A 26,016-nucleotide genomic window follows, 5' to 3' on the forward strand; every position below is an offset into this window, starting at 1 on the left:
GCTGAACTAACGGCTTGGCTATACGACGCAGGCAATTAAGCCGCGGCGGAAACCTTGGCCGAGTAGTCCTTGACCAGACGTTCGACGGCGGGCGACAGTTGGGCGCCGGTGCCAGTCCAGTACTGCACGCGATCCAGCGCAATGCGCAGGTTTTCCGTGCCTTCGCTAGCGACGGGGTTGTAGAAACCCACGCGCTCGATAAAGCGGCCGTCGCGACGGTTACGCGAATCGGTGGCCACCAGGTTGTAAAACGGACGCTTCTTGGACCCACCGCGGGCCAGGCGAATCACCACCATAGGTAATCCCTTGAATTAGTTGTGAAAAACGGGAAATTCTAGCACTTAAACAAGCCGGCTGGCAAATGCAGGTGCTGAATCAGTCGGGGCGGCGCAATTTGTATCGTAAAACACCGCATCCGGGTATTCTACAAAACGGGCCGAAGCCCGCCGCAGACCGAAGTGTAGCCGCCTGGCCGCGCTTGCGCCTGCATTTCCTGCGATACCCCCTTAGTGCGTTTGAAGAAATAGCCCGGTTGGAGAGATCGGATATATGTCGTCCTACGCCAGACCCCTTGCTTGCCTGCCTTGCGCTGCGCCTTTTCGGCACGGCGCCTCCCCTGTTTTCCCGCCTTTACCCTGACGACGGATTCCATCCCTCCGGCCCCGCTACGCCTGTTCGTTCGTGTTTTTTCCCCAACACTTCCTCTCTTGGAGGGCGCCACACCATGAAGAACCCGACATCCGTCTTCAAACCCGTCGCACGCCTGGCCTTGACGGGCCTATTGCTGGGCACGCTGGCGATGCCCATCGCAGCCTCCGCCCGCATCATCGGCGCGGCAATGACCACTGCTACCGGCAAGGTCACCGCCGTGGACCCGGCCACGCGCGCCATCACCTTGCAAGGCGACAACGGCAACACGGTCGAAGTCGTGGCCGGCCCCGACGTCCGCAATTTTCAGCAGATCAAGCCGGGCGACATGCTGACCTTGGATTACTACGAATCCGTGGGGGTGGATGTGCGCCCCGCCGGTTCAGGCGCCCCGGAAGTCAAGACAGAAACGGCGGCGACGCGTAGCGCACCGGGGGCCAAGCCAGGCGGCGCGGTGGGCCGCCAAACCACGATTACCGCCGAGATCTGGCACATCAACAAGAGCGCCAACCTGGTCACACTGAAGGGCCCACAGGGCGGCAAGCGAACGATCCAGGTCAAGGACCCGGCCTTGCAGGCGCGCCTGCAGCAACTCAAGGAAGGTGATCTGGTGGATTTCACGATTACCCAGGCAGTGGCCGCGGCCATTCACAAGTAAGCACACCGCCAGGACAAAAAAAGGCCCGCTTGATATCAAGCGGGCCTTTTTGATAATGCGTACCGGATGACAGACCGACTGACGGCTTGCGACCCGGGAACTGATGCTAGCGCCTGCGCAGGTAGTGCACGCCGCGGCCTTCGGCCTCTTCCTGCGCCACCAACACATTCCCGGTTTGACGGGCAAAAGCCTGAAAGTCGCGGATCGCATTGCGGTCGGTGGTGACCACGCGCAAGACTTCGCCGCTTACCATCTGCGCTAACGCCTTCTTCGCGCGCAAGATCGGCAGCGGGCAGGTCAAGCCGCTGGCATCGATCTCATGCTCGAAAGCCGGCGCTTGCGCGCCGACATCGACACCGGTTTCCACGCTGCTCATCAGAGACGCTCGTCGACCCATTTCTGCACGCCGGCAATGGCCGCCGGCAAGGCAGCCAGGTCCGTGCCGCCGCCCATGGCCATGTCCGGACGGCCGCCGCCCTTGCCGCCCACCTGGCTAGCCACAAAGCCGACCAGGTCGCCCGCCTTGATGCGGTCGGTCAGGTCGGCGGTGACGCCGCCCACCACACTGATCTTGCCATCGGCCGAGCCGGTGGCCAGCAGCACGACGGCCGGCTTCAAACGGTCTTTCAGGTTGTCGACCATACCGCGCAGCGCCTTGGGATCCACGTCGCCGATGCTTGCGGCCAGGACCTTGATGCCCTTGACGTCGACAGCGGCACTGGTGGCCAGATCGTTGCCGGCGCTGGCGGCCAGCTTGTTGCGGGACTGTTCCAGCTCTTTCTCAAGCGCCTTGATCTGGTCCTGCGCCTGCGCGATACGCGCCGGCACATCGGCGGGCGTGCTGCGCAGCATGCCGGCAATCTGGGTCAGCAAGGCGTTCTGGTTCTGCACCCAGGCCAGCGCGTTGTCACCGGTGATGGCTTCAATACGACGCACGCCCGCGGCAACGCCGCCTTCGGACACGATCTTGAACAGGCCGATGTCACCCGTGCGGCTCACGTGCGTGCCGCCGCAGAGTTCGCGCGAAAAGCCGATGTCCAGCACCCGCACCGTGTCGCCGTACTTTTCGCCAAACAGCGCCATGGCGCCGCCCTTGACGGCGTCGTCGTAAGCCATGACCTGGGCCACGGTGGGCTGATTGGCCAGCACTTCGGCGTTGACGATCGCCTCGACGCGCGCGATCTGCTCGGCGGTCAGCGGTGAATCCTGAGCGAAGTCGAAGCGAGTCTTGTCGGCATCGACCAGCGAGCCGCGCTGCTGCACGTGCGCGCCCAACACTTGGCGCAAGGCCTTGTGCATCAGGTGGGTAGCCGAGTGGTTGCGCACCGTACGCGCGCGGCGCACCGCATCCACACGCGCCAGCAGCGTGGTGCCGACCGACAGCGAGCCCGATTCCAGCACGCCATGGTGGCCAAAAACGCCGCCCTGGATCTTGAGAGTGTCGGCGACGGCGAATCGCACGCCGTCCGCTTCCAACAGACCGGTGTCACCGACCTGACCGCCCGACTCTGCGTAGAACGGGGTGGCATCCAGCACGACGACGGCGCTTTGGCCGGCTTTCACTTCCTGAACCTGCGTGCCGTCCACGTACAGGGCCGTGACCTTGACGTTGTCGAGCTCCAGCTTTTCGTAGCCTTCAAAGCGCGTATCGGCGCCTTCGTAGCTCAAGCCTTCGGCCATCTTGAACTTGCCGGCGGCGCGGGCTTGATCACGCTGCCGCTCCATCGACACCTCGAAACCCGCCATATCGACTTCCACTTCGCGTTCGCGGCAGATGTCGGCGGTCAGGTCGACCGGGAAACCGTAGGTGTCATACAGGGTGAAGAGGGTCGTGCCGTCCAGCACGCCGCCCTTGGGCACATTGGCCAAGGCCGTGTCCAGGATGCGCATGCCGTGTTCAAGCGTTTCACCGAAACGCTCTTCTTCCTGCTTGAGCACCTGGCCAACGCGGTCGGCCATGGACGCCAATTCCGGATAGGCTTCGCCCATTTCGGCAACCAGGTCCGGCACCAGGCGGTGGAAGAACGGCTTGGTCTGGCCCAGCTTGTAGCCATGGCGCAGCGCGCGACGCACGATGCGACGCAGCACGTAGCCCCGGCCTTCGTTGCTGGGAATGACGCCGTCGACAATCAGGAAGGAGCAGGCGCGGATGTGGTCCGCGATGACCTTGAGCGAATTGTTTTCCAGGTCCTTGACGCCCGTTTCACGCGCGGCGGCATGGATCAGCTTCTGGAACAGATCGATTTCGTAGTTGGAATGCACGCCTTGCAGCACAGCGGCGATACGTTCCAGACCCATGCCGGTATCGACACAGGGGCGCGGCAGGCGCGGCATGTTGCCTTCGGCGTCGCGCTCGAACTGCATGAAGACCAGGTTCCAGATTTCGATGAAGCGGTCGCCGTCTTCTTCGGGCGATCCGGGCGGGCCGCCCCAGATCTCGGGACCGTGATCGAAGAAGATTTCCGAGCAGGGGCCGCAGGGGCCGGTGTCGGCCATCTGCCAGAAGTTGTCGGAAGCGTAGCTCGCGCCCTTGTTGTCGCCGATGCGGATGATGCGCTCGGTGGGCACGCCCACTTCCTTGGCCCAGATGTCGTAGGCTTCGTCGTCTTCCTGGTACACGGTGACCCAGAGCTTCTCGGCCGGCAGCTTGTAGACCTGCGTCAGCAGTTCCCAGGCGTACTGGATGGCGTCGCGCTTGAAGTAGTCGCCAAAGCTGAAGTTACCCAGCATTTCGAAGAACGTATGGTGGCGGGCGGTATAGCCCACGTTCTCCAGGTCGTTGTGCTTGCCACCCGCGCGCACGCTGCGCTGCGACGACGTGGCGCGCGTGTACGACCGCGATTCCTTGCCTGTGAACACGTCCTTGAACTGGACCATGCCCGAATTGGTGAAAAGCAGGGTCGGATCGTTGCCGGGAACGAGCGAGGACGACGGAACAATGGTGTGTCCCTTCGACTTGAAGAATTGCAGAAACTGGCGGCGAATCTCGGAGGATTTCATCGTGGATGACGCAGATTTAGGCGAATCTTTGATTATAGAGGGTTAGCGCGAAAGCGCGGAAAAGGTCCCGGAAGGCACTACCGGACGCAAACGTACCCTGTGGTCCACCCCTCGGTTTCGGACCATTTCCCGCCTGCGGAAACAATCACGCCCGCAAAGCCCGGGGGGCAGGAGCACTGTCCGGTAAGGGGGTTTGCGGTGGAAACGCCGGTGTAATGCCAGCACCCCCGCGGATGGTTGATGCTGTAGGCGCCGCCGAAGCTGCTGCTGGCGCGTTGCCAGACGCCAAATTGGCAGCTCAGCAGTTCGCCGTCGTGCGTAGACGCAATCGTGCCGGTGGCTACGTGGCAAGACTCGCGCGCCACGGCGCGCGCGCCCACGGAAAGGTACGCCCCCGCGTTGATGGAGGAAGCGACCGTCAGCGCTCCGCCCAGCATCGGGTCGCGCACGTCGCCGATTTTGACGTAGGCGCTCAGGTCCGGCATGGCCGGCGGGCGGTCTGCCTCGGCTTGCGCCCCCACCCCAGCCCAAAGCGCCACGGTGCCCGCCGACAGCGCGGGCGCGCCCGCCGCCCAGGGATTCGGAAAGCTGAAGGCGGCGCCTCGCACTTGGCCCGGCGCTTCTGGCCACACCGCTCCGCCATACCCCTGGGCGGCGTCAATGACGGCGGCAATGCTGACCAGGTCGGGAGCATGCGTCCCGGCTTTCAGCACCGGTTTGGCGCTGTAGACCAATGCATCTATCCGGCATCGCTCGCCCGGGCAGGCTTCGCTTTTGGCAATATTGATTCGTGCGGCAAATCCCATGGCCGCACGCTCCGGAAAATCAGCAGGCAGATGCGCGGAGGCGCGCAATTCGGCAACCGTGGGCGCATAGGGGTCTGCAAACAGCGGCACGCCCGCTTCGCCCTGCAAAGATTCGCCCTTGGCCAGCGCGGAAAAATGTTGCTTCAGCACGTCCGCCGCTGCCTGCCTGACCTGCGTCAGCCAAACCCCCGTTGAACGCGCAGCCGCGTCCTCAATGCGCTGGACAAGCTGGCTGGACGCCCAGATGGCAATCATGGAGGTCAGCGCCAGCGTCAACGCCAGGCCCAACAACGAAAAGCCTCGCTGACGCCGACACGCCGCCGCGCACCTTGCCGAATTTCCCGCAACGGTGGGCGACATCATCTTGCCGTGAACGCGAAAGTGTTGACCTCGCCCTGGCTGCATTGCACCTGCGCCGACGCGGCGCGGTAGGGGACAGCGGGCGTCGCCAGCGCGTCTTTCACGACTGTCGCTCCCGCGCCGCCGCCAATGGAAATGACATCCGAGACCCGCTGCAACACAGAGGCCAGCGCCGGACAAGCCGCATGGCTGACGTTCGTCAACGTAACGACGAACGCGGACCCAAGACCTCCGCCACCCGCTGCGGCCGCGGCCACTTCCACGACACCATTGCGCCCCGTGCCGCTGCCCCCCAGGCCGTGCACGACCCGCGCCGACGCGCCGCTGCCCTGAACAGCCAGCACGCTTGAATCGCGCAACGCATTCGCCAACGCGCCCGTGTCCAACCCCAGGTAGGGGGTGACGCCGCCCCCTTGGGCGTTGATCTTCATGCTGGCGACGAACCGCTGGATCTCTTCTCCGACCTTCGGCACCTTGTTTTCAATGACATACGAACCGATTGCCGGAATACCGACGATTGCGATCAACAAGACAATGGCGGTCACGATAGACACCTCCATCAAGGAAAAGCCCTGCTGGCGCCCGGCGCCCGGATGAATATTCTTTACCTGCTGCATCGCTGCCTCCGTGGGTTGATAAGGTATGAGCGCGCGTGCGAGCACAGCCCGCAAGCCCGCGCGTGAAGTGCTACTGACTTGCATAGAAATTGGTCAGCGCGTGACGCAACTCGTCGATGACGCCGTAATGCCAAAGGGTGATGCCCAAGACCGTCGCCAGCGACAGGATCAGAAGCGACCAGCGCAACGCGGCCGCCTGTCGGCGCACGCGCGCGAGCAGACGCAGTTCGACCCGCTCGCGCACCCGCGCCAGGCCGGACTCCAGGCCCAGCACGTCCATCATGTCGGCCATGTACCACCACGTTTCCTGATCCAGCAGGCCGGTGGCGAATATCTCCGGGCCGCGCTCCCCGGCGTCAACGTGCTCCAACATGGCCTGCAGATGGGCATGCATCCACGGCGGAGCCCCTCGGGCCTGCACAGACAGCGCGCGGCGTAGCCGGGTGTCAGCCGCGCCGCGTTGCCGCACCAGCACCGACAGCAGGCACAGAAAGCGTATCGCCTGGAAGTCGCGATACAAGCGCCACAGAAGCCAACGATCCAACACGGACCGCAAGCCCCCCGTGAGGTTCGGCAGCGACCACAGGCTCAAGACGGCTGCGCCCAGGCTAAGCACAAACCACAGCAATAACCATTGATCCAATGCCTGGGCCAGGCGAAAGAGATTGCGCGTCAGGCGCCCATAGTCTTCGGCCGGCACCATCTGAAAGACCGCCTGCAAGCGCGGCACACTGAAGTACGGAATCGCGCATAGCAAGGCGAACGCAACGGCTGCCGCCACCAGTCCCGCCGCGGCGGCGGACGCCACCGCCAGCCACGCCTGCCCCGCCAACCGGGCAGCGCCCGCCAGGTCTCGCAGCGCGGCGGCAAGGTCACCGCCTTCCTCTTGCACGCAACTGAGCAGTTGGCATTCGGCCGGCGGCAGCGTGCCCCACCACGCCACCCCCAAGTCGCCCCCCTCTTCCTGGTACGCCGCCGCCCAATGCCGCGACAGGCGGCCCCGCACCGTTCCCGGCCCGTAGCGTCGCGCGTCGTCCTCGAAGATGTCGCGCAGGCTCTTTCGCCCTTGCGTGCCTTCAATAAGGTCCGCCAGATACGTGAAATAGTCCGCACGCAGCGGGCGAAAGCGCAATGCGTCGAGCCGTGTCGACATGGCCTCGAACGCCATGCTTGGCCACAAGCGCGTCGGTAGCATCGGCCCGTTCATGAGCGCCTCCGGGCGATGTCACTGAGCGAGTCGCGTGCTTCGAGCACACCGGGCGTCAGTAGTAGATCGAAGCGGCGCAACAGCGCACGCGGGTCCACGTCCCCGATGCTGACCTTGTGCAATGCGCAGTCCAGCGCTCGCGTGCCGCGCAGCGCAGATTCGCGCCAGTCGCCGGCGGTTGCTGCCTTGCCAGCCAGTTGGCTCAAGCCCAGGTTGTCGCGCACGCGCACGCGCTCCAGAAAGCCTTCCGTGCGTTCCGGCTCGATCATTTCGGCGGCAACGCAACGGCCTGCCGTGCCATTCAATTCCGGTAGCTGCGCGCGCCGGCACTGCGGGCACCCCGCCGTGTTCCTGGCCCTGAGCGCTGCCCCATCCAGTTGATAGGCGTTCACGATGCCCGTTATCCACGCCCGCCAATCCGGCTCGGCCTCGGACAGGCCAGCCGCTTCACGCCCCCGCCACAGGCTGTCTATCGGCAACGCGCAGCCCGAACACAGGCGTGGCAACAGGGTTTGATAGATCAGCAGCTTAAGAATGCCCGGCGTTGCCAGTACGTCCCGCGAGACGCCGATGGCGTCGGACGCAAGACGTTCGGGAATCATGGCGGCCGTGCCCGCGTGCGTGGTGGCGTACAAGCTGACGCCCGAACTCGCAAGGTCCATGAATGCGCGGCCGGTGTTGACATCGCGGATCTCGCCGATCAGCAGGTCGTTCATTGCGGATCGCTTGATCGTCTTGAGCTTGGCGTCGAACGCGGGCCAGGCGGATTCCGACAGCGCACTGCCCAAGGTGTTCTGCAAGGCATTGGCGATGAGGTATTCCACCGGATCTTCCAGCGTGATGACCTTGCGCGTGGGCGCAATGCCGCGCATCAGGCTTGCGATGGTGGTGGATTTGCCCGACCCCACCACCCCAGCCAGCACGATGGCTCCCCCATCACGGTCTCGGGCGCGCAGCAGGGTTGAAATTTGCTGAGGTGGATATCCCAGCGCTTGCAGATCGCCGTCGGCAGTGGCATCCAGACGCAGGATGCGCAGGCAGACCGAAGGCCCGGCGTCAGTGGCCAAGGACGCCCACCGCAGCACGACGGGAATGCCGTCGACGTTAAAGGCGATACGCCCTTGCTGTTCAACCGTGGGATCAAACACGGCGCCGTTACCGCCGCGCACATCCATCCATGCCACCGCCAGCACCTCCAGCAAGGTGTCGTTGGACAGCCCGGCAAACCGCTGCGTGCCGACGTAGTCGCCGTTGATGGTGTAGCGGATGTCGCAGGCCTCTTGCCGCCGATTCACATTGATGTGCACGTCGCTGGCGCCTTGCGCGACACCCCAGCGGACGATATCCAGAAACAAGGCGGCCAAGCCCGAAGTGCGTTCGGCTTGCGGCCCCGTGCCGCGCCGCCCCATTCCCGCCGCCGTCAGTTGCCCACGGGCGATCATCAGCAGCAAGGGGGCGGGCAGCGTATAGCGCGCCGGCTCAGCCAAGCGGTATCCCGCCGCAATCACCATGCGTTGCAGTTCGTCGACGGCATCGCCCTGGACGTATTCCTTGACGGCGAAAATAGCTGCGTCGCCGTTGTCCAGCATCACCGGACAGAGCCTGCCGGCCAACGAGGCCAAATCGAATTCACGTGCCAGCGCACGCGCAAAGGGTGGGTTCAGACGGGCGATGTCATCAGCGGTTTGCAAGGCGAGCGGCACGCGGGCTTGCAGCGGCATGGTCGACGAATTCATGGGTAGCCCCTGCCAACATCAAGACAAGCGGTACGGTTGAGTTCATCGCGGCGCAGATGCACGCAAGCGCCTTCCACGGCAAGCAAGCGGTACCCGCCAGTCGACACGGCCCCCGCCACGGGTGCGCCATGGCCCGCCCGATAGCGCAGCAAGGCGCCATTGACAAGCACGTCGATGGTGAGCCGCCGGGTGGACCCGAAGATGGCCGCAACGCGAATGTCGTCCTGCTGCGCAGACACGTGCTCGCCAGGGTCCGCGCGTTCCGTCCCGGGCCGGCAGATCCCCGGCACATTGCAATCCGCGAGCGCGGCGGCCGCATCCGCCCGCAGCAAGGTGCGCACGGTTTCCACTTCCGGCCAGGCCTGCGCCTCTTCAACCGGTGATGAAGCCTGCACAGGCGCACCCGCGCACGCGCACAACGCCACGGCCACACGAACCACCATGCGCGGGCCACGGGCAATGGTGTGCCTAATCCTGTTCATACAAATCTCCTTGAAGCTCGGCGACCAGCGTGCTGGCGACCAAGGTGGGCCGGTGTTGAGGCTGCACATCGACCACCAGGCGCGACCAACGCGCGGGCGCGATGGCGGCGGGCAACAACGCAAGCGATCGCAAAGGCCCTTGCAGGCGCAATGCGCGCCGCCGCAATACGGGCAAGGGGTCCGTCAGCGCAACATTGGCGGTGTCCGCGCCAACCGCATCGGGCATGGGTGCGGACATTGGTGCAGGCAACGGCAACACGATGGCGGGCGCCAAGGTCATGGACGAAAAAGCGGGCCGCAAGCGCTGCAAGATGGCGACAAGCTCGGTGTCGACGTGCAATGCGCTGGGCAACATCAAGCGCGCCAAGGGAACAGGAGGTGACGCGATATGCCATGCCAAGGTGGCTTCATCCAAGGGCTTGAATGACACCCGCCATCCTGCCGGCAGCCGGGCGTGAAGCCGACGGTTCGTGGCCTGGGGGTGCGCGCGCACATAGACCGCCGCACAGTTCCAGCCGCTGGCTTGGGCATCGCACTGCGCGCGGCGCAGCGCCCAGCCTTGCACCTGAACCGGCAGCTCTCCCACACTGCGCAGTAGCCGCGACACCTCAAGAGGCCCATGCGCAGCCATTGCGCTGATCATCGACTGATAGGGGTTTTGCTGACCCGCCGACAGGGCCTCTTCGGCACGCGAGGCCCGTGGCTCGGAAAAAACATAGGACGTCACGGCGCGCCATAGCGGTGGCGCAAGCGCAGACACGGCCACGCACGCCAGGAACAGGCGCAGGGCGAACGGCACCCCTGCCCAGCGTGAAGGCAGGCGCGCCATGCGGGCGCCGGGGTTCACGGCTTGCAATAGCGCAGCCCAGACCGCATCGGCATCGTGTTCGACCAGGCCGGGGCGCTGTTCCCGCAAGCGCGCCTGGGCCTGCGCCGCATCGTCGCGCGAATTGAACAGCCGGTCCGCCTGCGACAGCACCACGCCATCTTGCGCGGCGGCCAGCCAATAGCGGCCGCCAGGAAGGTCGATCAGGCAATGCCCGCCCAGCGGATACAACAACGCGTAAAGCTGCGCGGCGGCCTGGACCCGAGGGCTGCCGTCATGCCGCGCGCGCTCGCCCTGCCCCCTGATGCGCCACGACGAGCGCAAGCGGCCAAAGCCGGCCATGGTGGCGGGTGATCCGCCCACGATGAAATGCGTGGCCCGAAGCCTGCGCCCGCGAGCGCGCGCCAACGCTGGAACATCGGAACCAATCAGCGCCAGCCATCGCAGGCCGAACGCCAATTGGTGGCTGGCGCCGGGGCAATCAAGCAGGATGGGAACCGGGGCTCGTTTCATGACGCCTTAATACCCTTCTTCAACCTGCGCCGTGACCAGCATCAGCGTGGTCTCGCGCTCTTGCGCCGCGCTGTCCTGCCCGCCCGCAATCAGGGGCATGCCGGGCGCCAGGCGCTGGCGGTTGTGTTGATCCGTGCTGCGGTCAAAGCCGGACAGGATGACGGGCTGGCCCGGGCGCAATTCAATCTGCTGCACCGTGCCATTGCCGTCGATCGTGATCTGCTGCACCTGGACCTGGTTGCCGCGCTCACCGAAGGTGATGGTCTTCAAGGGTTGCGCGACCGCGTTGTCGTAGGCAACAGACAGCAAGATCTGGCCGTCTTGCTGGATGTCGGGCACGAGCGTCAGGAACGAGCCCACGGTTTCTTCTTTCTGGGTGATGGACACGGCGGGCAGCGATCCGTTGGCGCCGCCCGACGTGGTACCTGGGACGGCGGTGCTTTGCACACGATCGATGTACGAGAACGTGGTGCGGACCGCGTGCGTGACCGGCCGCCGGTTCAGCGTCAGCACAGGGACCTTGCTGTGCCGCACGATCGCGCCCATGGTGCTGAGCGCGGAAACAATGGCTTGCGACCCTTGCAGCGGCCCCCTGCCCACCGAGCCTTCCAGCGTGCTGGCCCCCAAAGCCGCCGCCGCGGGCACGACATAGCGTGCCGATGAACCCGCCGCGGCGTATAGCGCATTCCAGTCCAGCCCGCCCGATGCCGACTGCTTGACGATGACGGTTATTTCTTCGAAGACCAGACGCACGCGGCGGGTCATGGCCTTGTTCTCGCGCTCAAGGTAGTGCGCCACGCGCTCCAGCGCTTCGGGCGTATCGGTGACAACGATGGAAGATGCGCCGTCCACGGCGTCGGCAACCAGGCCCGAGCGGGTCAGGAAGGGCACGATGCTTGCGCGCAGGACCGCCAGGGCGTGGTGTTCCTTGGCCGACAAGGTGGTGCTGGACGTACTTTCAAAGCCCTCGCCGTCGTCGCTGCCCGACCGCCCCAACCGCACATCGACCGCGCTGGCAAGCGATAGCGCGCGCACGTCAAAAACCCGAGTGTCGGTTCGATAGAACTCCAGCGCGTTGCGCACGTACCGCCAATGCACCGAGAAACGCGCGGCCAGCGCATCCAGCAAGTCGGCAAGCGGCAAGGGGCCATCGCGGACTTCCATACGAACAGGCGCGGGCAGGGACACGCCTCCGGTGACGGCCAGGCGCGGCAAGAACTGTTCGATGGGAAGCAAGGCTTCCGGTTGCACGCGAACCGGAATGCCGGTGGCGGCGCCCAAGCGCTGCGCAAGCGCAAACAGGTCGGTCTCGTCGGCGAGCATCAGCGTGGTGGGCACGTTCTCTTGCAAGGCCAGAGGCAACGTGACCTCGCGCGCCAAAGGTTGCGGCGTCCCGGCGACCCAGGGCGCGGCCACGTCCTGCGCGGCGATACGGGCTTGCCGGTCGGACAGCCCCTGGGCAAATGCTTGATGACGGCCCGAGACGGCCGCCAGCCGATCCTTCGCCGCGCGGTTCAGATCCGCAGCGTGTTGAGACGCCGCGCAGCCCGCCAGCGCCCCGGTGGCGACGACGCAGATCATTCGAAAAATGCTCATACCCCAGCTCCTTGCGTGACGGCCGCGCGCGAACACGATTGGGCCAAGGGCACCACGCGCAGCACCTGGTTGCTGTAGAAGCACGGCTGCAAGGGCTTATCGGCCAGTTCAGTGGCGCTGAGCAACTCACGGACAGCGGATTTGAAGTCCCCGGAAAATTCGGCCGAGGCGGACAAGGGAATATCAACGTCCACCGCCCAATGCCGCGGATGAAAGGTCCAGCCGGAATCGCCCGCCCAGCGCGCCAACACGGCACGCAGGGTGGTGTCGGGAGGCGCGGCCCGATAGAACTGGGCCGGTGCGCTGGCATCACCGGATATGGACGGCACGGAAGCGGCCATGGCGGGCGGCGATTCCGTCGGGGCCACGTCAACAGCCGCATCAAGCGCCGTGGTTGCCGCCTTTGCTGGCGCGTCACCAGCGCTGCCCATTGGCCCACGTGCAGCCAATTCACCGACACCCGACGGCGGGATCGCTACCGAAGGCGTGGCATCGGGCAGCGGAGAAGCGGAGGCTGATGTCGATGCGGATGCTGGTGCGGATGCATGTGCGGATGTAGAGGCAGAGGCAGACACAGGTGCCGGCGGCACGGCCGACGCGTCAACATCACGCTCAGCCCGAGCCGACAGCCTGCCCCCGCGAAACCGCAACGCGCTCCACGAACCCGCAACCACTGCGTAGGGCTCGCGCCGCGTATACGGCAACGGATGTTCAAGCGCATCGCGCATGCCGAAGATCGCCGGCAAGGCCTGCCCGGGGGCGAAGTGCAGCCAAACCTCTTTGCCATCGTCAAAGACCTGCATGGGCGCCACCGCCGGGTCGCCCGACAAGCGCCAGTCAAAACGGAAACCGCGCGCGGCGGATCCGGTGGTTTGCCAAGCCGACGCGGCGCCGCCATTGGCGGGCCAGCTAGTGCAAGCCCCCAGGCAGGACAGGCCTGCCGCCAGGAAGAAGATTCGAACCATGCCTCACCGCAAGCGAAAGGCGCACCGGAAGCGGTACGCATGAACGGCATGGTGGACGACGGCTGGGGGTGCCGCCAGACTGGCATGTACGCATGGATGAATTGATCCTCCCCTCGACAAGCCGGGGCACGGACGAAAAAAAACCCGATCCTTCCGGACCGGGTTTCGAGGGGCGCGGCCGGCAGCGTATCCGCTTGCCCGGCACTGCGGTAGATCAGCGCTGCGCGGCGATGCTGCGTGCTTGCGAGGCGGCGTTGTTCAAGGCGGCCACAGGCGGAACCTTGCCTTCGAAAGCGTCGTTCAGTTGTTGATTCAACACCGGCTCAATGCGCGTGTAGTTGGCCATGCGGAAGCCGCGGCTGTTGCTGGCCGGACGGTTGCTCATCGAGGCGATCACGGACTGTGCGCCCGGGATGCTCTTGTAGAACGACACGTCGGACGCGCGGAACGCGGCTTCGGTCAGCGGCAGGAAGCCCGTACGCTGATGCCATTCGGCGGCGACGACCGGCTTGGACAACCACGCGAGGAACTGGGCGGTGGCCTTTTCCTCGGCTTGCGGGCGGCCTTCAAGCGCCCACAGCGCCGAGCCGCTGACAAACGGTTGGCCGGCCGACTTGGTGGCCTGGTCGTAGTAAGGCAGCGGCGCCACGCCGAACGACAGCGACTTGGTGTTGACGAAGGTGCCGAACGCACCGGAATTCGCGGTCAGCACGGCGCACTCGCCCTTGGCGAAGAGCTTGTCGGCCGAGGCGTCGCCGGTGTGCGCCATGAACAGCAGCGAACGCTTCCAGCTGACCATCAACGAAATGTGGCGCATGTAGAGCGTGTCGAACTGCATGGCGGGCGCGGCGCTTTTCTTGCTGACGGCGTCCAGGCCATTGTTGTTGGTGGTGAACTGCTGGCCGTTGATGGGGGCCAGGTTCTCCAGGTGCACGGTGACCTGGTCGCTCGATGCGTAGGGGCAGTCGATGTCTGCCACGTCGCGCAGCTTGAGCAGTTCGGCTTGCAGCTCGTTCCAGGTGCGGGCGGGCTTGTTCGGGTCCAGCCCGGCCTTTTTGTATGAGGCGGTGTTGTAGAACATCACCGGCACTTCGGCCATCCAGGGGAATGCCAAGAGGCGGCCCTTGCCGTCGCGCGTGAAGCTGCTGGTGCCCGGCACGAACCAGTTCAAGTCCTTGATGGGGTACTTGGCCAGCAGCTCGTACATCGGCAGGATGGCCTTGTGCTGCGCCACGACTTCCGGTGAATGGTTGTCGGTCAGTTGCACCAGGTTCGGCGCCTTCTTGGCCTTGACGGCCGAGACGGCTTCTTGTTCCAACGCGTCTTGCGAACTGAAACCACGCAGCTTGACGCTGACTTGGTCCTGCTCTTTGTTGTACTTCTTGGCCAGTTTTTCGAACTCGGCCTTGTTTGCGTCCGACAGCGCGTGCCAGACCTGGATTTCCACCGGAGCGGCATTCGCCACGCCCGCCAGCGCCATGGCGGCGCCGAATACCCATGCACGCCGGCTGGCGAACATCGCGCGGGCAACACCCGCCAATTGCAGATTCTTCATAGGTTCACAGACCAAGAAAAGGGAATTCCGGTTCTGGCTGCCGTCCGCTGAGCAGATCAGCCAAAGCCCGGCCTGAGCCAACACCCATCGTCCAGCCGAGCGTACCGTGCCCCGTATTGACATACAAATTCGGGATACGGCTGCGGCCGATGATGGGCACATTCGAGGGGGTGGACGGGCGCAGGCCCGACCAATAACTGACGCGCTCGAAATCGAGCGCGTCGGGAAAGAGTTCTTGCGCCAGATGGGTCAAGGCTTCACAGCGACCGGTGTTCAGGCTGCGGGAATATCCCGACAACTCTGCGGTACCCGCCATGCGCAGGCGGTCGCCCAAGCGTGAGAACACGATTTTATGGCTGCTGTCCGTCAAGCTGACCGTGGGCGCGGCGTCCGGCCGTACAACCGGGAACGTCGCCGAATAGCCCTTGGCCGGATAAACGTTGCAGGGGATGCCCAAGGGGCGCAGCAGATTGGGGCTGAAGCTGCCCATCGCCACGACATAGGCGTCGGCCGAAACCGTGCCGAAACGCCCATCGGGTTCAATGATTTCAATGCCTTGCACGGCGCCGCCCTGAGTCAGCAAGCGGGTGGCCCGCGTGCTGTAGCGGAACTCAACGCCCGCTTGCGCGCAACGCTCGGCCAGCGCGACCGTGAACAAATGCACGTCTCCGCTTTCGTCCTCGGGCGTGTAGTCGCCACCGACGATGGTCTGCCTGTGCGGCGCCAGCGCCGGTTCAATGGCAATGACTTCGTCCGCGGTGACGACGCGGCGTTCAACGCCGAAATCGCGCATCAGGCCAGCGGCCCGTTGCGAGTTCTCGAATTCATGGGGATCGCGATAGAAGTTCAGGATGCCGCGTTCAAGGTGATCGTATTCGATGCCCATTTCGGCGCGCATGCTGCGCAAGGTAGCGCGGCTGTACTCGGCCATGCGGACCATGGCGCGGATGTTCGGCGCCAGGCGGCCGGGCAGGCATTCGCGCAGGAAGGCAAGGCCCCACATCCATTGGCGCCAATCAAGCTGCGGTCGGAACAAGAGCGGCGCGTTGTCCTGGAACATCCATTTGAGCAGCTTGAGCGGAGCCTGGGGATTGGCCCAGGGTTCGGCATAAGACACCGAGATTTGCGCGCCGTTGGCCAGGCTGGTTTCCTGGGCGGGACCGGTGCAGCGATCAATGACCACGACGTCGTGGCCGGCCTGGTTCAGCCACCAGGCGCTGGAGATTCCGATAATGCCGCTACCCAATACCGCTACTTTCATGCCCGCATTGCTCCTTGCGTACCAAATCGGCCACGGACCCGATGTCCGCCCCCCTTGGCAAGCCGCTGCCAAGGCAGTTTACCCCGCCGATTTGCCTACGCCTACGTATAAAAAAGGGGCGGAAGTCACCAAGCTTTTCAGCCTGTGAATTCCCCCCCAGTGGCTCGTGCCGTCTGGTTACGACGCGGCTTTCGCCAGGTCGGCCTCGGACGTGAACGCATCCGCGTAGAACTCTTCCGGCGGCAGGCCATTCTGGACGCTGAATTCGCGGCGGGCGGCATCCACCATCAACGGCGTGCCGCAGGCATAGACCTGATGGCCGGACAGGTCGGCGATGTCGTGCATGACGGCTTCGTGGACGAATCCGGTGCGACCGGTCCAGCCGTCTTCCGGCACGGCGTTGGACACGACCGGCACATAGCTGAAGTTCGGCAGCAGACCTGACCAGGATTGCGCCAGCGCATCCATGTACAGGTCTTGCGGGCGGCGGCCGCCCCAATACAGCGTGACCGGACGGCTGATGTTCTTGTGGATCATGTGCTCGACGATGGCCTTCACCGGTGCAAAACCCGTGCCGCTGGCCAGCAGGACGATCGGCTTGTCGCTGTCTTCGCGCAGGAAGAAGGACCCGAACGGCCCTTCCAGCCGCAGGATCTCGCGTTCTTTCATCTGCGTGTCGCCCGCGCCGAAGACGTGGTCGGTGAACAGGCCACCCGGCATGTGCCGGATGTGCAGTTCCAACGGGCTACCGGTGTGCGGCGCGCCGGCCATCGAGTAGCTGCGGCGGCGGCCATCCTTGAGGATGACTTCGATGTACTGACCCGCGTAGTAGCGAAACTGTTCGGAGGCCGGCAGTTGCAGCTTGATCACCGTCACGTCCGGCGCCACGCGCTCCAGCGTCTGCACGCGCGAAGGCAGCTTGCGGATCTGGATATCGCTGGCCAAGCGGACTTCGGTGGATTCCACCACCATGTCCGATTCCGGACGTGCCTGGCAGAACAGCGTGTAGCCGTCGGCCAGTTCTTCCGGCGACAGGATCTGGGCCGGATACTGCCCGGCGTCGAACTCCCCGGAGACCACTTTGCCCTTGCAGGTGGAGCACGCGCCGTTGCGACAGCTATAGGGCAGCACGATGCCTGCGGCCAAGGCGCCGTCGAGCACGGTCTGGCCGGGCTCGACCGGGAATTGATGCTTGCTGGGTTGGATGATGACCTGGAAGCTCATGATGAAACGGTTCAGGGTTGACGGGAGTGCCAGCCGGCTGGGCCAGGATGGCGCTGCGCTCGGGCCGGCGTCAGGCCGGGAACTTGCGGATTTCCTTGACGCGGTTTGCGTCGTCCACCAACACCACTTGCGGCTTGTGGGTGGCGGAGTCTTCTTCGGACATCGGGCCGTAGGTGCAGATGATCAACAGATCGCCAACCTGCGCCCGGCGCGCCGCCGCGCCGTTCAACGAGATGGCGCCGCTGCCGCGGGCCGCCTTGATGATGTAGGTGTCGAAACGTTCACCATTGGTGACGTTGTAGAGCTCGATGCGTTCGAACTCGCGCATGCCGGCAGCGTCCAGCAGGTCTTCGTCGATGCCGCAAGAGCCTTCGTAGTGAAGGTCGGCTTCGGTGACCGTGACGCGGTGTAGCTTTGCCCGCAGCATGATGCGTTGCATGATGAAAATGTCCTGGTTCGCGGTCCGGTCCGCGACGTGTAGCTAAGGTGATACCCGGCATCCGGTTTTGCCGTTGGAAGCCGGTATTCTATAATTTTTGCCGCAGCGGGACGGCCCGTTGCTGCGCACGGTCAAACGACCGGTGTTTTTTTATCCGGGGACGACCCCTTATTGCCGGTGCAACGCCGGCAACGCAACAAGAGGAGTCGTCAATGACCTGGATCATCCTGGTGCTCGCGGGCCTGTTTGAAATCGTCTGGGCCGTGGGCCTGAAATACACCCATGGCTTTACTCGCCTGTGGCCGTCCCTGATTACGGCGGGCGGCATGGCCATCAGCGTGTGGCTGCTGGCCGTGGCCATGAAAACCCTGCCGCTGGGCACCGCCTACGCCGTCTGGGTAGGCATCGGCACCGTGGGCGCCTTTGTGGCCGGCATCGTGCTGTTCGGCGAATCCACAAGCTGGATGCGCATCGTCAGCGTGGCGTTGATCGTGCTGGGCTTGATCGGCCTGAAACTGTCTTCGGCGTAACCGGCTTCAGACCCACCCCCAGCCCGGCGACCGGTCAGAAATCCAGTTCGATCTCGACCGCGTCGCCCACTTTCAGGCGCGCGCCGGCCGGCGCATCCAGAATGGCGTTCTGGCCGAACACCACCCCGATATCAAGATTGCGATAGCCCGCCAACGTACGGCCGGGCTCGTCGTGCTGCTGCGCGGTGCTTTGGTCGATGTCGGGAATCGAGCAACGGGTGCACGGCTTGACGAAGGCCATCCTGACGCCTGCCGCCGTGATCATGGCGGTATGGTCTTCCTCGAAGGGCTCCCATTCGCCTTCGACGACGATGTTGGGGCGGAAACGGTCCATGGGCACCGGCTCCACGCCCTTGGCTTGCAGGCGCGCGTTCAAGTCATCCAGCGACGCCTGATTGGCAATCAGCAAGGGAAAGCCGTCGGCAAAGCCAAAATGGTGTTCGCCCACAAAGGCATCGGCCAGGTCCGGATGCGCGTCAACCCAGCGCGACACCCAGTCGGGCTTGGCGTTGCGTGCGGCGGCGCTATCCACCTTCAGCAGCCGGCACGGCGTTTTCAGGAATTCGGAGAACCAATTCCCGACCGCCACACTTTCCTGCTGGGCTGAAATGGTGTCGCTCCAGACCGCTACGGTTTGGGCGCCGGGTTCCAAGCCCGATCCATCCAAGGCTACGTCCAGGTCGGGCATGCCGGGCGCGCTGAGGCGAAGCGCGTTGGCGGTCAGCGCCGTGCGGATCAGGGCCATCGCCGGCCACTGGCGCTGCGTCATGAACTGGCCATCGGCGCCGATCAACATCCAGCGGCGATCGTGGGCCAGGCCGGCCCGGTCGATGGAAGACTCCGCCAGGTCGATGCCGGCGCAGGATTTGATCGGGTAGATATGCAGGCTCAGGATACGGGCGGACATGGCGGCATCGGTTAGGCGTGGGAGGAATCCGCGAAAGAATAGCAGAGAGCCTGGCCTTCATAGGCTGATTTTTCACCTGCCGGACGGCCATGAAAAAACCCGGGCAAGGCCCGGGTTTCGGTGTGGCGAGTCCCGCCCGCTGATGTGCTGCGGCGGGCTCGTCGCGAGCGGCGAATTAACCGCCCACCAGCTTCAGCGTATCCAGCGGCGTCACCGCCTTGAAACCCTTGCGCGTCGCAATATGCTCAGGGCGCGGCGTCAAGCCGTACTTGGGCGGGTTCAGGGTGTTCTCCATGCTGTTGTAGACCATGAAGACATTGGCGCGCGGCCACGGCGAGATATTGCTGTTCGAGCCGTGCATGGTGTTGCAATCGAAAAACACCACGGAACCCGCCTTGGCCGTCATCGAGCGGATGCCGCCCTGCTCTACCAGCAATTGCAGGCTGACCGGGTCGGGAACCCCGTATTCCTGCTTCTTCAGCGATTGCTTGTAGTGCTCGTTCGGGGTTTCGCCCACGCACGAGATGAACTGCCGATGCGAGCCCGGCACCAGCATCAAGGGGCCGTTGCACTCGTTGTTGTCGGTCAGCAGCACCGAGCAACTGAGCGCGCGCATGGACGGCATGCCGTCTTCCACGTGCCACGTCTCGAAGTCCGAGTGCCAGTAGAACTCCTTGCCCTTGAAGCCAGGCTTCATGTTGGCGCGCGACTGGTGGATGTAGACTTCGGACCCGAGAATCTGGCGCGCCACATTGACCAGCCGGGGGTCGCGCACCAGGCGCGACAGCACGGGGTTCAACACGTGGACCATGAAAATGGAACGCACGGCATTGCTGCCCGGCTCGGTAATGGACTCTTCGCGCCGGATGATCGACGGGTCGCGCGTCATGCGCTCGACCTCGGCGGACAACGCGCGGATCTCCTCTTCCGAGAAGAGGTTTTCCATCAAGATAAAGCCGTCGCGCTCGTATTGCCCGACCTGCTCGCCGGACAAGGCGTTAGCGTATTTGCCGTCTTCGTAAACCACCGGATCCTGGCGGGCGATGATGGCGGAACCTCGGTCCGTACGGGAGGCGTACGGATCCTGTGCAGGTGAGATCATGCGAACCTCCTTGTATCAAGCCGCTTTGGCTTCGGCTTCAGGCAAGGCGTAGACGCCTTCTTTATCGTGCACTTCCTGGCCGGTCAGCGGCGGGTTGAAGACGCAGATGACGCGCAGCGGCTCCTTGCCGCCGCACAGCCAGTGCTCGTCGTTCTCGTTCAGGGCGTAGACCACGCCGGGGCCCAGGTCGTACTTCTTGCCGTCGGCAATGGTTTCGATGGAGCCGTCGCCTTCAATGCACCACACCGCTTCAAGATGGTTCTTGTAGTGGATGTGCGTGCGGCCGCCCGGAAAAATGGTGGTCTCGTGGAAGGAAAAGCCCATGCCGTCCTTCTTCAGCAGCACGCGGCGGCTGACCCAGGTATCGGTGCGGACTTCGTCGGCGGTGCCGATGACATCTTTGACATTGCGTACGATCATTGACGTTTTCCTCCAAATTTCAGAATGCGGGCAGACTGCCCTTCTTCGCTCAGCGCTTCAGCCACGCTGGCCTCGATGACGTCCAGGCCCTTGCTCAACAGTTCTTCCTCGATCGTCAGCGCCGGCAGCAGCTTGAGCACTTCGTCATGCGCGCCCGAGGTCTCGATGACGACGCCCTTCTTGAAAGCCTGCTGCGCAATGCGGTTGGCCAGCGCGGGCGTGGTGTTGCACACCAGGCCCTGGATCAGGCCGCGACCACGCACCGACAGGCCGGCGTTGGGATAGCTGTGGACCAGGTTTTCCAGCCAGTCGCGCACCAGGCGCTCTTTGCGCTGGATGTCGGCGGTGAAGGCGGTGTTGGCCCAATAGGTTTCCAGCGCCTGCGTCGCCGTGACGAACGCCAGGTTGTTGCCCCGGAACGTACCGCTGTGGGCGCCCGGCTTCCAGATATCCAGCTCGGGCTTCATCAGCACCAGCGACATCGGCAGGCCAAAGCCGGACAGCGACTTCGACAGCGTGATGATGTCCGGACGGATGCCGGCGGCCTCGAAGCTGAAGAACGTGCCGGTGCGGCCGCAGCCGACCTGGATGTCGTCCACGATCAGCAGCATGTCATGACGCTTGCACAGCTTTTCCAGCTCTTTCAACCAGCGCAGGGTCGCGACGTTGACGCCACCTTCGCCCTGCACCGTTTCCACGATGACGGCGGCCGGCTTGTCCATGCCGCTGCTGGGATCTTCCAGCATGCGCTCCAGGTAGGCCATCGTGTCCACATCCGGACCGAAGTAGCCGTCATAGGGCATGAACGTGGTGTTGCCCAGCGCATAGCCCGAGGCTTCGCGGAACTTCATGTTGGCGGTCACGGCCAGCGAACCGCCGCTGACGCCATGAAAGCCGTGCGTGAACGAAATCACATTGGAACGGCCCTTGACCTGGCGCGCGATCTTCAGCGCGGCTTCCACGGCGTTGGTGCCGGTGGGGCCGGTGAATTGCAGCGTGTATTGCCAGTTGCGCGGCTTGAGCAGCACGCGATCCACCGTCTCAAGGAAACGCTTCTTCGCGCTGGTCGCCATGTCCAGGCCGTGGACGACGCCGTCCGCCTGCACATATTCCAGCAGCTTTTCCTTGAGAACAGGATTGTTGTGGCCATAGTTCAGCGTGCCGGCGCCGCTGAAAAAGTCGATGTACTCGGTGCCTTCCTCATCGATCAGCGTCGAGCCTCTGGCCTGGCTGAATATCACGGGGAACGACCGAATGTAGCCCCGCACCTCTGATTCCATCCGGTCAAAGATCTTCAAGTCCATGAGTAATCCTCCCTTTTCATCTAATAAGTTGAATAGACGGCACGATCCCTCCGGATGCGTTGAACGCATTCGGATAGGCACTGCCATCCCGGTATTTCGATAAGTCCGCTGGGGTTGCTCGCCCTACGGGGCGGGCAATGCGAACGGGCCTATCCTCAACAACATCTCGTCGTCATGGTCCGCGCCACCAAACAATTGCCGGTCGAAGAACGGCTGTTCGGAAACGTGGGCGCCAAGCTCGCCGGCCAGGCCGGTAAAGCTGCGGCGCGATGCCTGGTTGTCAGGCCCCACCGTGGTTTCAAGATATCGAACATGCTCGAGCCCCTTGCGTTGCAGGAGTTCGCGAAGCATGGCGCGGCCCAAGCGATGGCCGCGTGCGCGGGCGTGCACCGCAACCTGCCAGACGAACAACACGTCGGGTCGGGTCGGGATCACGTAAGCGGAGATAAAACCGTCGATACGTCCGCCGGCACTTTCGGCAAGGACGCAGGTGTCGCTGAAATGCTCACCAAGGAGCAAGTAGGCGTAGAGGGAATTCAGGTCGAGCGGCGGGCACTCGGAAATGAGGTGGTGAATGGCGGCGCCGTCTTTGCGGTTGGGCAGACGCATCGTATGGGTCTGCGCGCGAACCGCCGGCGCCACGGCACTTGAGAGATGGGGGGTATCCAGTTCGTTTTTCTTCATGCAACGATTCCCGATTCTGGGGGTGCCCCGCCCGTGGGCACTTCAAGGATGGGCGACGATACATCGCCGTGCGGTTCCGCTGCGACTGCCTGGCCTTCCTGCTCCATCAGCGCCACGATGCGTTCCAGCGATAGCGTGATGGTGGCCTGTTCAAGCTCGGGCAACGCATTGAGCGCGTCGGCCAGGTGCTTTTGCAGCGGCGACGGCGCGCCTTGGGCCAGCTCGCGCCCGGCGTCCGTGGCAGTAACGAAAACGATGCGGCGATCTTCGCGGCCGCGTTCACGGCGGATCAAACCCTTGTCTTCCAGGCGGTCCAGGATGCCGACCACCGTGCTGGGGCTGACATGCATTTCGCGGCTGATGGCCGTGGCCGTCATCGGGCCATTGGCCATCACCGTACGCAAGCACATCAACTGCGGCGCAGTGATATGGCTGACCGCGGACAACTGACGCGAGTGCAGTGCGATCGATCGCGTAATACGGCGCAGGGCTCGCAAAATGCGCAGATCGTACTGCTGGGTGGAATCAGTGTTCACGGGGTGGGTCATGGAAGAAAAGGGTTCGGTCAAATTCATTTCTACACGAATGATATGCGCCCGATCTATTCGCGTCAAACAAAACCCCCCCGCACGATGTAAATAAATGAACACGAAATTGCAGAAGATGGCAGCAGAATTACTGGACTTAATGCCGTCGCATCAAGGGCTTGGCGCTGCCTCACGACCCTAGTGGAAAGCCCCAATAAAAAACATATGTTTTATAGAAATATTCAGATATATCATTTGTTTTTTGTTTGGCGATGCCCCCATGCCCCTGCCTTCCCACCTGATACCGACCCTGCAAGAAAAGCTGGAGGACCTGCCCCCGGAGCTGCAACGCGCGGCACATTGGGTGGTGGCGCATCCCGCGGAGGTTGGACTGTGGTCCATGCGCCGGCAGGCGCAAGCGCTGGGCGTGGCGCCCGCCACCATGTTGCGGCTGGCGCGGGCGCTGGGCTATGCCAGCTATGAAGCATTTCGTCAGCCTTTTCAACAGGCTCTTGCCGGTCATCAAGGCGAGCCCGGGCTGCGCGACCGCGCTGCCGCCTTGCAGGCCGCCGCCGGCGACCCCGCCGCCCCCGGCCACGACGTGCTGACCGACTACCAGATCCAAGCCATGCGCTCGGTGTGCGCGCTGAACCCAGCAGCGGAATTTGATGCAGCAGTACAGACCTTGCTGAACGCACGCCAGGTCGGCTTTCTGGGGACCCGCTCGGCGTTTGGCATTGCGTTCCAGATGCGCTACGCCTACCAACTGGTGCGCCGCAACAGTGTGCTGATAGACGGCATGGGCGGAGCCCCCGCCGAGCAGGCTGACAACCTGGATGCCGGCGACGCGCTGATTGTCATTTCCCAAGCCCCCTACCCGACCGCCACCGTGCACTTGGCCCGCCAGGCGGCGCAGCGCGGCGTCGCGCTGATTGCATTGACCGACGACCCGCTGTCGCCGTTGGCGGTGGAAGCCCGCCACACACTGCGATTCGCGCCTCCCGATCGCGACGGCGTCCGAGCCCAGCCCGCGCGCCAGGGTCCCGGCTCGTTCTTCCATACCACCGCCGGCCTGTTGGGCCTGGCCGAACATCTGATTGCCCGCCTGACCGCCCGTGGCGGCGCCGACGTGCTGAACCGCCTGACCGAAGTCGAAGAGCGCCTGCGCGCCGACAACGTTTACTGGACCCCGCCCCCTTCGCGGCGGCCGGGCTGACCCTGCTGTTTTCCCCTAACGCCCTCAACGCATCACGGAATTCCCATGAGCCAGACACACGTCATGCATCGTTCCCTACGTCAGACCCCGCCCGTGGCCGTACGCGGCCAGGGCGTGTGGGTCCACGACAGCGCTGGCCGCGCCTATCTTGACGGCTCGGGCGGCGCGGCCGTGTCCTGCCTGGGGCATAACCACCCGGACGTCCAGGCCGCCATGCACGCCCAGATCGACGCGCTGGCCTATGCCCACACCAGCTTCTTCACGACCGAGGTCGCCGAACGCCTGGCCGAGCGCCTGGTGGCCGATGCGCCGGAAGGCATCTCGCATGCGTACTTTGTGTCGGGCGGATCCGAAGCCGTCGAGGCCGCCTTGAAGATGGCCCGCCAGTACTTTGTGGAAATCGGCCAACCGCAGCGCCGTCATATCGTGGCGCGCCGCCAGAGCTACCACGGCAACACGCTGGGCGCGCTGGCGGTGGGCGGCAACGCCTGGCGTCGCGCGCAATTCGCGCCGCTGCTGATCGACGTCGAACACGTTTCGCCCTGCTATGCCTATCGCGATCAGCAAGCCGGTGAAAGCGCTGAACAATATGGCGAGCGCCTGGCGCTTGAACTGGAGCAGACCTTTGAACGGCTGGGGCCGGACACCGTGATGGCCTTCGTGGCCGAGCCGGTGGTGGGTGCGACGTCCGGCGCCGTCACGGCGGTTCCGGGTTACTTCCGGCGTATCCGCGAAGTCTGCGACCGCCATGGGGTGCTGCTGATCGCCGACGAAGTGATGTGCGGCATGGGGCGCACCGGCACGCTCTACGCGGTAGAGCAGGAAGGCATCGTGCCCGACCTGATCACCATCGCCAAAGGCTTGGGCGGCGGCTATCAGCCCATCGGCGCCGTGATGGCGCAGCGGCGCATCGTGGACGCCATGCAGCAAGGCAGCGGCTTCTTTCAGCACGGCCACACCTACCTGGGCCACGCCATTGCCTGCGCCGCCTCGCTTGCCGTGCAGGACGTGATCCGCCGCGACAAGCTGCTGGAGCGCGTGCGCGAGCACGGCGCGGGCTTGCGGCAGCGGTTGGAGCAGACATTTGGCGCGCACCCGCATGTGGGCGATATCCGCGGACGCGGGCTGTTCATGGGCATCGAGCTGGTGCAGGACCGGGCCACCAAGCAGACGTTCGACCCGGCCTTGACGCTGCATGCGCGCATCAAGCGCGAAGCCATGGCGCAGGGGCTGATGGTCTACCCGATGGGCGGCACCATTGATGGCCGCCACGGCGATCATGTGCTGCTTGCGCCGCCCTTCATTATTTCCGACGACGAACTGGACCAATTGACGCAACGCCTGGCTGGCGCCATCGACGCCGCCATTGGACAAGCACGCGGGGCACATTAACCGCCGGCCAAGACCGGTAATTCACGGGGAAAAACCCCATA

25 protein-coding genes are annotated in these 26,016 nt (G+C 64.3%); 4 read left to right on the plus strand and 21 right to left on the minus strand.

Annotation, left to right across the window (positions count from 1 at the left end; genetic code table 11):
- Nucleotides 1-35: 35 nt before the first annotated feature.
- Nucleotides 36-296, minus strand: a complete 261-nt coding sequence (gene rpsP, locus M2361_RS28645) for a 30S ribosomal protein S16 (RefSeq protein ID WP_006224007.1) — start codon at nucleotides 294-296, stop codon at nucleotides 36-38.
- Nucleotides 297-724: 428 nt separating this feature from the next.
- Here rpsP and M2361_RS28650 point away from each other — a divergent pair, with 428 nt between their 5' ends.
- Nucleotides 725-1,306: a hypothetical protein gene (locus M2361_RS28650; protein ID WP_259253158.1), complete on the plus strand. Its 582-nt coding sequence runs from the start codon at nucleotides 725-727 to the stop codon at nucleotides 1,304-1,306.
- A 106-nt stretch (nucleotides 1,307-1,412) separates the two neighbouring features.
- Here M2361_RS28650 and M2361_RS28655 read toward each other — a convergent pair whose 3' ends face one another.
- The 14 genes from M2361_RS28655 to panD form a co-directional block, all read right to left on the minus strand.
- Nucleotides 1,413-1,682, minus strand: coding sequence for a sulfurtransferase TusA family protein (locus M2361_RS28655; RefSeq protein ID WP_259253159.1), 270 nt, complete (start codon nucleotides 1,680-1,682; stop codon nucleotides 1,413-1,415).
- Nucleotides 1,682-4,306 carry an alanine--tRNA ligase gene (gene alaS, locus M2361_RS28660; protein ID WP_259253160.1) on the minus strand — a complete coding sequence of 875 codons (2,625 nt, stop codon included), beginning with the start codon at nucleotides 4,304-4,306 and terminating at the stop codon, nucleotides 1,682-1,684. Before alaS ends, M2361_RS28655 begins: the two co-directional genes overlap by 1 nt.
- 77 nt (nucleotides 4,307-4,383) lie before the next feature.
- Nucleotides 4,384-5,472: a prepilin gene (locus M2361_RS28665; protein WP_259253161.1), complete on the minus strand. Its 1,089-nt coding sequence runs from the start codon at nucleotides 5,470-5,472 to the stop codon at nucleotides 4,384-4,386.
- A complete protein-coding gene (locus M2361_RS28670; protein WP_259253162.1) occupies nucleotides 5,472-6,089 on the minus strand; it encodes a type 4 pilus major pilin in 618 nt (205 codons plus the stop codon). Before M2361_RS28670 ends, M2361_RS28665 begins: the two co-directional genes overlap by 1 nt.
- A 70-nt stretch (nucleotides 6,090-6,159) precedes the next feature.
- Nucleotides 6,160-7,296, minus strand: coding sequence for a general secretion pathway protein (locus M2361_RS28675; protein ID WP_259253163.1), 1,137 nt, complete (start codon nucleotides 7,294-7,296; stop codon nucleotides 6,160-6,162).
- On the minus strand, nucleotides 7,293-9,017 hold the full coding sequence (locus M2361_RS28680; RefSeq protein WP_404976470.1) for an ATPase, T2SS/T4P/T4SS family: 1,725 nt from the start codon (nucleotides 9,015-9,017) through the stop codon (nucleotides 7,293-7,295). The genes M2361_RS28675 and M2361_RS28680 overlap by 4 nt, the downstream gene beginning before the upstream one ends.
- Nucleotides 9,018-9,028: 11 nt before the next feature.
- Complete coding sequence (locus M2361_RS28685; protein ID WP_259253165.1) at nucleotides 9,029-9,514, minus strand: hypothetical protein; 486 nt, start codon at nucleotides 9,512-9,514, stop codon at nucleotides 9,029-9,031.
- Nucleotides 9,501-10,853, minus strand: a complete 1,353-nt coding sequence (locus M2361_RS28690) for a hypothetical protein (protein ID WP_259253166.1) — start codon at nucleotides 10,851-10,853, stop codon at nucleotides 9,501-9,503. Before M2361_RS28690 ends, M2361_RS28685 begins: the two co-directional genes overlap by 14 nt.
- A gap of 6 nt (nucleotides 10,854-10,859) precedes the next feature.
- Nucleotides 10,860-12,449, minus strand: coding sequence for a hypothetical protein (locus tag M2361_RS28695; RefSeq protein WP_259253167.1), 1,590 nt, complete (start codon nucleotides 12,447-12,449; stop codon nucleotides 10,860-10,862).
- Nucleotides 12,446-13,414, minus strand: a complete 969-nt coding sequence (locus tag M2361_RS28700; protein ID WP_259253168.1) for a TcpQ domain-containing protein — start codon at nucleotides 13,412-13,414, stop codon at nucleotides 12,446-12,448. Before M2361_RS28700 ends, M2361_RS28695 begins: the two co-directional genes overlap by 4 nt.
- 214 nt (nucleotides 13,415-13,628) lie before the next feature.
- Nucleotides 13,629-14,969, minus strand: a complete 1,341-nt coding sequence (locus M2361_RS28705) for an extracellular solute-binding protein (protein ID WP_259253169.1) — start codon at nucleotides 14,967-14,969, stop codon at nucleotides 13,629-13,631.
- A 4-nt stretch (nucleotides 14,970-14,973) separates the two neighbouring features.
- On the minus strand, nucleotides 14,974-16,230 hold the full coding sequence (locus tag M2361_RS28710) for a D-amino acid dehydrogenase (protein WP_259253170.1): 1,257 nt from the start codon (nucleotides 16,228-16,230) through the stop codon (nucleotides 14,974-14,976).
- Between the two features lie 177 nt (nucleotides 16,231-16,407).
- Nucleotides 16,408-17,454 carry a CDP-6-deoxy-delta-3,4-glucoseen reductase gene (locus tag M2361_RS28715; protein ID WP_259253171.1) on the minus strand — a complete coding sequence of 349 codons (1,047 nt, stop codon included), beginning with the start codon at nucleotides 17,452-17,454 and terminating at the stop codon, nucleotides 16,408-16,410.
- 70 nt (nucleotides 17,455-17,524) lie between these two features.
- Nucleotides 17,525-17,893, minus strand: coding sequence for an aspartate 1-decarboxylase (panD, locus tag M2361_RS28720; protein WP_050446262.1), 369 nt, complete (start codon nucleotides 17,891-17,893; stop codon nucleotides 17,525-17,527).
- A 212-nt stretch (nucleotides 17,894-18,105) separates the two neighbouring features.
- Here panD and sugE point away from each other — a divergent pair, with 212 nt between their 5' ends.
- The gene (gene sugE / locus M2361_RS28725) at nucleotides 18,106-18,423 is read left to right on the plus strand and encodes a quaternary ammonium compound efflux SMR transporter SugE (protein ID WP_046803706.1); all 318 of its coding nucleotides are present in this window, start codon (nucleotides 18,106-18,108) and stop codon (nucleotides 18,421-18,423) included.
- Nucleotides 18,424-18,457: 34 nt separating this feature from the next.
- Here the strand turns inward: sugE and M2361_RS28730 are convergent, their stop codons facing one another.
- The 6 genes from M2361_RS28730 to M2361_RS28755 all read right to left on the minus strand — a co-directional run bounded on the left by M2361_RS28730 (nucleotide 18,458) and on the right by M2361_RS28755 (nucleotide 23,376).
- Nucleotides 18,458-19,330, minus strand: a complete 873-nt coding sequence (locus M2361_RS28730) for an MOSC domain-containing protein (RefSeq protein ID WP_259253172.1) — start codon at nucleotides 19,328-19,330, stop codon at nucleotides 18,458-18,460.
- A gap of 175 nt (nucleotides 19,331-19,505) precedes the next feature.
- A complete protein-coding gene (thpD, locus tag M2361_RS28735; RefSeq protein WP_259253173.1) occupies nucleotides 19,506-20,432 on the minus strand; it encodes an ectoine hydroxylase in 927 nt (308 codons plus the stop codon).
- A 15-nt stretch (nucleotides 20,433-20,447) separates the two neighbouring features.
- Nucleotides 20,448-20,852: an ectoine synthase gene (locus M2361_RS28740; RefSeq protein ID WP_054427419.1), complete on the minus strand. Its 405-nt coding sequence runs from the start codon at nucleotides 20,850-20,852 to the stop codon at nucleotides 20,448-20,450.
- Entirely contained in the window at nucleotides 20,849-22,156 is a 1,308-nt protein-coding gene (gene ectB / locus M2361_RS28745) for a diaminobutyrate--2-oxoglutarate transaminase (protein WP_050449091.1), read from the minus strand. The genes M2361_RS28740 and ectB overlap by 4 nt, the downstream gene beginning before the upstream one ends.
- 123 nt (nucleotides 22,157-22,279) lie before the next feature.
- Nucleotides 22,280-22,840 carry a diaminobutyrate acetyltransferase gene (gene ectA, locus M2361_RS28750; RefSeq protein WP_100855056.1) on the minus strand — a complete coding sequence of 187 codons (561 nt, stop codon included), beginning with the start codon at nucleotides 22,838-22,840 and terminating at the stop codon, nucleotides 22,280-22,282.
- The gene (locus M2361_RS28755; RefSeq protein WP_404976465.1) at nucleotides 22,837-23,376 is read right to left on the minus strand and encodes a MarR family winged helix-turn-helix transcriptional regulator; all 540 of its coding nucleotides are present in this window, start codon (nucleotides 23,374-23,376) and stop codon (nucleotides 22,837-22,839) included. Before M2361_RS28755 ends, ectA begins: the two co-directional genes overlap by 4 nt.
- Before the next feature lie 271 nt (nucleotides 23,377-23,647).
- Between M2361_RS28755 and M2361_RS28760 the strand changes: the two genes are divergently transcribed.
- Together M2361_RS28760 and M2361_RS28765 are read left to right on the plus strand one after the other, a co-directional pair.
- On the plus strand, nucleotides 23,648-24,583 hold the full coding sequence (locus tag M2361_RS28760; RefSeq protein WP_259253174.1) for a MurR/RpiR family transcriptional regulator: 936 nt from the start codon (nucleotides 23,648-23,650) through the stop codon (nucleotides 24,581-24,583).
- A 45-nt stretch (nucleotides 24,584-24,628) separates the two neighbouring features.
- The gene (locus M2361_RS28765; protein WP_259253175.1) at nucleotides 24,629-25,975 is read left to right on the plus strand and encodes an aspartate aminotransferase family protein; all 1,347 of its coding nucleotides are present in this window, start codon (nucleotides 24,629-24,631) and stop codon (nucleotides 25,973-25,975) included.
- The last annotated feature ends 41 nt before the right edge of the window (nucleotides 25,976-26,016 follow it).

The organism is Achromobacter sp. JUb104, assembly GCF_024806975.1.
GTDB lineage: Bacteria > Pseudomonadota > Gammaproteobacteria > Burkholderiales > Burkholderiaceae_B > Achromobacter > Achromobacter spanius.

Excerpts from the sequence above, each read along its gene's own strand:
- rpsP (WP_006224007.1), bottom strand. The coding sequence starts at position 296 with ATGGTGGTGATTCGCCTGGCCCGCGGTGGGTCCAAGAAGCGTCCGTTT.
- M2361_RS28650 (WP_259253158.1), top strand. The coding sequence starts at position 725 with ATGAAGAACCCGACATCCGTCTTCAAACCCGTCGCACGCCTGGCCTTG.
- M2361_RS28655 (WP_259253159.1), bottom strand. The coding sequence starts at position 1,682 with ATGAGCAGCGTGGAAACCGGTGTCGATGTCGGCGCGCAAGCGCCGGCT.
- alaS (WP_259253160.1), bottom strand. The coding sequence starts at position 4,306 with ATGAAATCCTCCGAGATTCGCCGCCAGTTTCTGCAATTCTTCAAGTCG.
- M2361_RS28665 (WP_259253161.1), bottom strand. The coding sequence starts at position 5,472 with ATGTCGCCCACCGTTGCGGGAAATTCGGCAAGGTGCGCGGCGGCGTGT.
- M2361_RS28670 (WP_259253162.1), bottom strand. The coding sequence starts at position 6,089 with ATGCAGCAGGTAAAGAATATTCATCCGGGCGCCGGGCGCCAGCAGGGC.
- M2361_RS28675 (WP_259253163.1), bottom strand. The coding sequence starts at position 7,296 with ATGAACGGGCCGATGCTACCGACGCGCTTGTGGCCAAGCATGGCGTTC.
- M2361_RS28680 (WP_404976470.1), bottom strand. The coding sequence starts at position 9,017 with ATGCCGCTGCAAGCCCGCGTGCCGCTCGCCTTGCAAACCGCTGATGAC.
- M2361_RS28685 (WP_259253165.1), bottom strand. The coding sequence starts at position 9,514 with ATGAACAGGATTAGGCACACCATTGCCCGTGGCCCGCGCATGGTGGTT.
- M2361_RS28690 (WP_259253166.1), bottom strand. The coding sequence starts at position 10,853 with ATGAAACGAGCCCCGGTTCCCATCCTGCTTGATTGCCCCGGCGCCAGC.
- M2361_RS28695 (WP_259253167.1), bottom strand. The coding sequence starts at position 12,449 with ATGAGCATTTTTCGAATGATCTGCGTCGTCGCCACCGGGGCGCTGGCG.
- M2361_RS28700 (WP_259253168.1), bottom strand. The coding sequence starts at position 13,414 with ATGGTTCGAATCTTCTTCCTGGCGGCAGGCCTGTCCTGCCTGGGGGCT.
- M2361_RS28705 (WP_259253169.1), bottom strand. The coding sequence starts at position 14,969 with ATGAAGAATCTGCAATTGGCGGGTGTTGCCCGCGCGATGTTCGCCAGC.
- M2361_RS28710 (WP_259253170.1), bottom strand. The coding sequence starts at position 16,230 with ATGAAAGTAGCGGTATTGGGTAGCGGCATTATCGGAATCTCCAGCGCC.
- M2361_RS28715 (WP_259253171.1), bottom strand. The coding sequence starts at position 17,454 with ATGAGCTTCCAGGTCATCATCCAACCCAGCAAGCATCAATTCCCGGTC.
- panD (WP_050446262.1), bottom strand. The coding sequence starts at position 17,893 with ATGCAACGCATCATGCTGCGGGCAAAGCTACACCGCGTCACGGTCACC.
- sugE (WP_046803706.1), top strand. The coding sequence starts at position 18,106 with ATGACCTGGATCATCCTGGTGCTCGCGGGCCTGTTTGAAATCGTCTGG.
- M2361_RS28730 (WP_259253172.1), bottom strand. The coding sequence starts at position 19,330 with ATGTCCGCCCGTATCCTGAGCCTGCATATCTACCCGATCAAATCCTGC.
- thpD (WP_259253173.1), bottom strand. The coding sequence starts at position 20,432 with ATGATCTCACCTGCACAGGATCCGTACGCCTCCCGTACGGACCGAGGT.
- M2361_RS28740 (WP_054427419.1), bottom strand. The coding sequence starts at position 20,852 with ATGATCGTACGCAATGTCAAAGATGTCATCGGCACCGCCGACGAAGTC.
- ectB (WP_050449091.1), bottom strand. The coding sequence starts at position 22,156 with ATGGACTTGAAGATCTTTGACCGGATGGAATCAGAGGTGCGGGGCTAC.
- ectA (WP_100855056.1), bottom strand. The coding sequence starts at position 22,840 with ATGAAGAAAAACGAACTGGATACCCCCCATCTCTCAAGTGCCGTGGCG.
- M2361_RS28760 (WP_259253174.1), top strand. The coding sequence starts at position 23,648 with ATGCCCCTGCCTTCCCACCTGATACCGACCCTGCAAGAAAAGCTGGAG.
- M2361_RS28765 (WP_259253175.1), top strand. The coding sequence starts at position 24,629 with ATGAGCCAGACACACGTCATGCATCGTTCCCTACGTCAGACCCCGCCC.